Origin of the sequence: Variovorax sp. YR634, assembly GCF_900106655.1 — a bacterium.
Taxonomy (GTDB): domain Bacteria; phylum Pseudomonadota; class Gammaproteobacteria; order Burkholderiales; family Burkholderiaceae_C; genus Variovorax.
Genome location: NZ_FNOL01000049.1, coordinates 1 through 4,645, shown reverse-complemented (window position 1 = coordinate 4,645; position 4,645 = coordinate 1). Strand labels below are relative to the sequence as shown.

The 4,645-nt window shown below is 56.0% G+C and carries 6 protein-coding genes; all 6 read right to left on the bottom strand.

Going from position 1 to position 4,645, the window contains the following annotated elements; translation table 11 throughout:
- Window positions 1–211 precede the first annotated feature (211 nt).
- The 6 genes from BLV60_RS34250 to BLV60_RS33680 all read right to left on the bottom strand — a co-directional run bounded on the left by BLV60_RS34250 (window position 212) and on the right by BLV60_RS33680 (window position 4,432).
- The gene (locus BLV60_RS34250) at window positions 212–874 is read right to left on the bottom strand and encodes a hypothetical protein (protein WP_143042687.1); all 663 of its coding nucleotides are present in this window, start codon (window positions 872–874) and stop codon (window positions 212–214) included.
- Window positions 875–1,407: 533 nt separating this feature from the next.
- On the bottom strand, window positions 1,408–1,692 hold the full coding sequence (locus BLV60_RS34245) for a hypothetical protein (RefSeq protein ID WP_143042686.1): 285 nt from the start codon (window positions 1,690–1,692) through the stop codon (window positions 1,408–1,410).
- A gap of 78 nt (window positions 1,693–1,770) precedes the next feature.
- The gene (locus BLV60_RS33690; RefSeq protein WP_093060118.1) at window positions 1,771–2,139 is read right to left on the bottom strand and encodes a hypothetical protein; all 369 of its coding nucleotides are present in this window, start codon (window positions 2,137–2,139) and stop codon (window positions 1,771–1,773) included.
- 311 nt (window positions 2,140–2,450) lie between these two features.
- Window positions 2,451–3,086 carry a hypothetical protein gene (locus BLV60_RS33685; protein WP_093060116.1) on the bottom strand — a complete coding sequence of 212 codons (636 nt, stop codon included), beginning with the start codon at window positions 3,084–3,086 and terminating at the stop codon, window positions 2,451–2,453.
- A gap of 131 nt (window positions 3,087–3,217) precedes the next feature.
- Complete coding sequence (locus BLV60_RS34240) at window positions 3,218–3,481, bottom strand: hypothetical protein (RefSeq protein ID WP_143042685.1); 264 nt, start codon at window positions 3,479–3,481, stop codon at window positions 3,218–3,220.
- Window positions 3,482–4,081: 600 nt separating this feature from the next.
- Complete coding sequence (locus tag BLV60_RS33680; RefSeq protein ID WP_093060114.1) at window positions 4,082–4,432, bottom strand: VOC family protein; 351 nt, start codon at window positions 4,430–4,432, stop codon at window positions 4,082–4,084.
- Window positions 4,433–4,645: the final 213 nt, after the last annotated feature.

Here is a 4,645-nt window from a genome sequence, read left to right as displayed (position 1 = left end):
GTTATGCGACCTGGTGTAAGTGTGCCCGCGCTGTTCGAACCTTCTGTCTAGGAGGCGAAGCTAGAGGGCGGTAGCGAACGTCGGCTTGTGGCCGACTGTAGCCTGTCGCGGTCATCTGAGCTTCGGGCCCTAGCCAGCTGTTCCCTTTGCCCCATTGCGGACCTACAACCTCGCACAAAAAAGGAATGACTTCCGGCAGTAAGTGACTTGGTCAAGCGACGCCCGCCTTGTATCCGACGATATTGAACGGGCACGTTTCGGATTTGTTGTCTGTGGGCTGCAAGAGCACTGTGTCCGACCAAAAACCTGCACGCCGTGAGACTGTGTAGGAATTCTCTTTTTTGTCCATGCCAATCGAGTTGAATTTGAACATCGGATCATCCATGGGCAGGTGTTCCTTCGTGTTTAGCGCGATCCTCTGCTTCTCATAGCAACTGGACATAATGAACCGGACCAGCGCAATGATGGCGTCATCGTCCAGCGGTTCAGACTTGCGATTGAAATTTCCGGTGTTGATAAAGAACCGCCGCGGGTACAAGTTGGGCACCGTCAACATATCATCCGGAGATATTTCGCAGGTCCAACTTGTTATTTTCGGAGGCGTGTGGCATTCAACGCTGGTCGTTCGCGTGACAAGTGGGTTCGGCTCGCTCACAGTTCGTTCAAACGTCGCATATCGGTCAACCACATCCGTGCAGGGCTCCAGATCATGGCATCCGGTCTCCGATGCGATAAGAATGTATGACTCGGCGTCACGTCCAACCAATTTGACCAGTTTCCCTGTGACAGCTTGAACGTCCGAGGAAGTCAGGCTGTCCTCGCGCGCAAAACACGTGCAAGAAAAAAACAGCAACAGGGAGATGACGAAACGCATGGACTACCCCGCTCCGCTAAGACCGCAGTTGAAAGGTTGCAAGCAGACCTGGAATGACCGGTTGAATCCGCCGCCGAAACCTGAGAAAAGGTCGCACGTCGAATCAAGTTTTCGTTCGATTTCTAGATGCAATCACAGTTGGCTTGATGAGATCCTCGGGGACGAACCCGATGCCACAACTCGTGCAATAGCAAGCAGTGACGAATTGATCAAGCGGAACGGGCTGCAGCGAATCGGATAGGCATTCATCTGTTGCGAGCTGATCCGGCCTGCGGCCACCAGCTTTTTCTTCAAGTGGGCTCTGCTTTCCAATGAGCAAGGTCTTAAGAGCGACGCTCGCTTCGCTCTTGCATTTGGGACAGAAACGATCTCGGAAAGGCGTTGACGCTTGCATCGCGCTTACTCTCGAATGACTGCTTACCGGCCAAGTAGGGCCGAAAAATGATGCCCGTTAGATCGTTCCACTAGTTGACTGCTCATGACTGAATTCTGCCGGAGCTGTGAAGGACTGGTCTTGGCCGACCTCGGTCCTCTCAGCGATCGATGTCGCCAGCATCGCTCATTGGAATGGTCAGATGCTCCTCGAGACGCTCCGTTTGCAGATGGCTAGGGCCGTAGGCAATTGCGGTAACTCGAACGGACATTCTCTTCGGCGAAGCCCACGCCGCTTGTACTTCAAGCAGCAGTTCCTCACCGTCGACGACAATGACTTTCGAGGCAGGCGTTGAGCCAATTAGTTCGACAAGCATGGGCCGAGGTAGCCGGCGGCATGCCTCCAACTCGCCCGAAAGTGCTGCGTAGGCGACGGCTCGATTCATGTCATACCTCGGTTGAATGCCCGCTACAGACGCTTTTTGTCGGCACGGTCGACCGGCCGGTCATGGCCGCGTCCCGACCTATTGGCTTTGCGACCAGTTCAAGGGCTCATCATCAACGTCAGTTGTGATCTGAGCGCCGAGTGCCCTTGAAATCGAGACGATCCGCAGCCGAAGCTCATTGTCCGGATTCTCAAACCCGGGCTGATACTCCATGACCAACTTGCCTCGAGCAAAGCGAAGAAACGGATGCCATTGCATTCCACTGTGCATCTCTGAGTCTGCATCGCCAACCGGAAGAAAAACCTGTTCACCGGTCTTAGGGTTGATGGCGGCATACGGCTCGGCGCGAAGCCGTAGGTCCGGCTCGTCGGCGACGAGCTTCCCCCATTCCTCCAAGGAAATGGCATTGGCGCGGCCGGGCCGCTCGACAAAAAGGCTGATTCCCAAGATTCCTCCTTGTTAGCCGCATGCAGCGGGTGTCTGCTTTGGACACGATTGTGCTGCGCCGTGGAACGATCGCAGTTGGCCGGGTTCAGTCAGTCTTCGCCCCGCTCCGAAGTAGCGCCAGTTTGAGTCGGTTGATGAGCCTGGCCCATGTCGACTGATTCTTCAAAGTCTGCATTTTTCCGCCCTTGTTGAAATCTAAGAACTGAGCTCTGCTGAGGAGCGACTGCATCTGGCCGACTGTAGCCCGTTGCTTGCCCGGCACTTCGGGGCACGGGGAGGTCCTAGAAGGCACCGCATAGCAGTCGCCGGGTTCAGACCGTCTGGCGTCCAAGCCCAGATTCGAGCGCGCCGTCGAGAGCTGCCCATAGCTTCGGCACCGTGTCTTCGCGTGGCTTTCCTCGCTCAATATAAGCCGCCATTGCACGACGCGCATCTTCTTCGCGCCCTGAAAGCGCATGGCAAAACGCGGCTGCCGCGGGCAATTGTGTGTACGTGCCTGCCCCGGGGCGGTTGCTCAGCGTGGCAACCTGGTCGTATATCGCTTGCCTACCCAACTGCCAGAAGTCCTGTGCCTGGCGCACGGCGCTTGAAAGCCGGGATGTCATGCCTTCAAGCAGGCCCTGTTCACCCCACATGTATGAGAGATTGAGTTCTGCAGATTGCCCGTCGATGAACGCGTCAAAAATCGCCGATTTCTCGGTGCGATGCCACTGCATTTTTCCCGCCACAAGGTGCGGCACAAAATCGAACGAATACCCCCATCGTGGGGCAACAACACCGCCTTTGAGTTGTACGTAGGCGAAGACACGGCGAACGGGCGCATCTTTGCTGTCGACCCAGTGAAGTGGCTTCACCTCGACGAAGCGATCTGCACCGAGATATGTAGCAATCGCGGGCCCAATATGGGATTGAACCGCGGAAATGGTCAGAAGGTTGAAATCGCTCATGGAGGCGGGGTCTACGACGTCTTGGGGTCAACAAGCACTCTGTTCGAGTGTCCGGTCCTGGCCGGCTGTAGACGAACAGCGCCGGCCGAGTGAGGACCAAGTGGTGCTCGAGAGGCTTGAAAACAGTGCTTTCAGGGAGAGGCGCCAGGGTGGTCTGACCGATGGCCACCGATGTAGCGCTTCCAGTTCAATGCCCCGTTGAACCACGCCTCCGCATGAGATCGGCTTGATTTGAAAACAAATACGTCATCAGCCGTTGCATTCGCAGGAAGTGCAAGAACTGACTCAGCAACGCCGTCTAGAAATCGCGTGGGCAGTTCCTGAGTCAGCACACCTGGCTCCCTGGACGCGCCTTCGACCACGATTGCTGTTATCACCTCGGGGAAGGTGTACATGCCCTGCTCATAGCACTCAATGAGCTCAGAAATGTTTCGCATAGACGGTGGCGATCTCTAGAGAAGTCGACGAAATTTTGCAAAAATCACCCGCGACGCTTTGACTCCTACGCCGGGATGACCGCTTGTGGCCGTATCCGGTTGCAGCGGTCAGGGTGCCAACCGCGGGTCTCCCACACGTCTTGTGAAATTTAAATGATAAGGAATGCCGAGGTCAGCGACACATAAAACCATTGCCATTGCGACGCTGAAGCGTAACGATGATTTCATAGGGTATTGACCTCCAGTTGATGCTGCATCGCAGGCACGCAGGGTTGGTGTTATTTGACTTTAGCTATGCCCCGAGCGTCGTCAGCGTGCTGCGGCGGCAAACTGGCGGGCCGCGCGACGAAAGTCCGGTCTTGGCCGACTGTAGCCTCGCGCGCGGCTAGCGCAAAGGGCTCCACGGAGCTACCTGTCAGATTGCTCCACAACGGACATTGGGAAATGGCGTTCACAAGGTATCAGAGTGACCACACCGGCTGACTGTGAGAGCGCTTTTCGAAGAAATTAACGCAGTTGGGCACGAGTCAATGCATCCACTGCGGCGCCCTTATTCGGCTAAAGTCCACGCTCAAGCAGCTCAACTTTATGACCGTCGGGGTCAGAAACAACGGCTCGCCTGCCCCATGTGCCTTGTTTGGGTTTTGAAATTAATGTGCCACCCGCCTTTACGACGGCATCGACGGCAGTGTCGAGTGATAGCACATTGAAACCCAGTCTTGTGGATTGGGTAGTTAATCCATCCTCAGTCGGGTACAGCTCCAACAATGTCTCGCCTGCCATGCAGGACAAATGTCTTGGGCCTGCCTCATGCTGCTCGTGAACAAAACTTAGGCCGAGGGCTGTATAGAAGCCCTCGGCGGCATCAACGCTCGTCACCCTGAGCACCAGTAAATTCAGTATCGGCATATCGGACGTTTGGGTAGGAAAGTAGGGCAGGCCATCGCCCGACCCAATGTATCTTCCAGAGCGCGACCGTTCGATGGCGGCGAAGCGAAACTGAAGAGGCGTGACCTACTTCTGGTATTGGCCGAAGCCGACCGGTCGACGGTAATCAATGTGCAGCGTCGGAACGGGCACGCGGCGCGCTGCAGGCAGCACAGTAGTTCGCGGCGGGAGTTC